The sequence below is a fragment of the Treponema sp. UBA753 genome (assembly GCF_002297325.1).
GTDB lineage: Bacteria > Spirochaetota > Spirochaetia > Treponematales > Treponemataceae > Treponema_D.
Genome location: NZ_DBKJ01000104.1, coordinates 311 through 543, shown reverse-complemented (window position 1 = coordinate 543; position 233 = coordinate 311). Strand labels below are relative to the sequence as shown.

The 233-nt window shown below is 41.2% G+C and carries 1 pseudogene; it reads left to right on the top strand.

Annotated features, from left to right (window positions below):
* Positions 1–233: pseudogene (locus B4C08_RS08570) on the top strand (DNA repair protein RadA); the annotation flags it as partial.

Here is a 233-nt window from a genome sequence, read left to right as displayed (position 1 = left end):
TCTGTTGATGAACTTGGTCTTTTTGAAATGGATGAAAAAGGACTTAAGTGCGTTTCAGACCCAAGCTCGCTTTTTATAACACGAAGAAAAAAAGAAACTCCAGCCGGAATTGCTTGCGCTAGCGTTTTTGAAGGAAGCCGGGTTTTTATTGTTGAAATTCAGGCATTGACTGTTCCTGCAAAAGCCGCTGTAAACCGTGTCTATTCAGAAAAAATTGACTCGGCAAGAGTGAG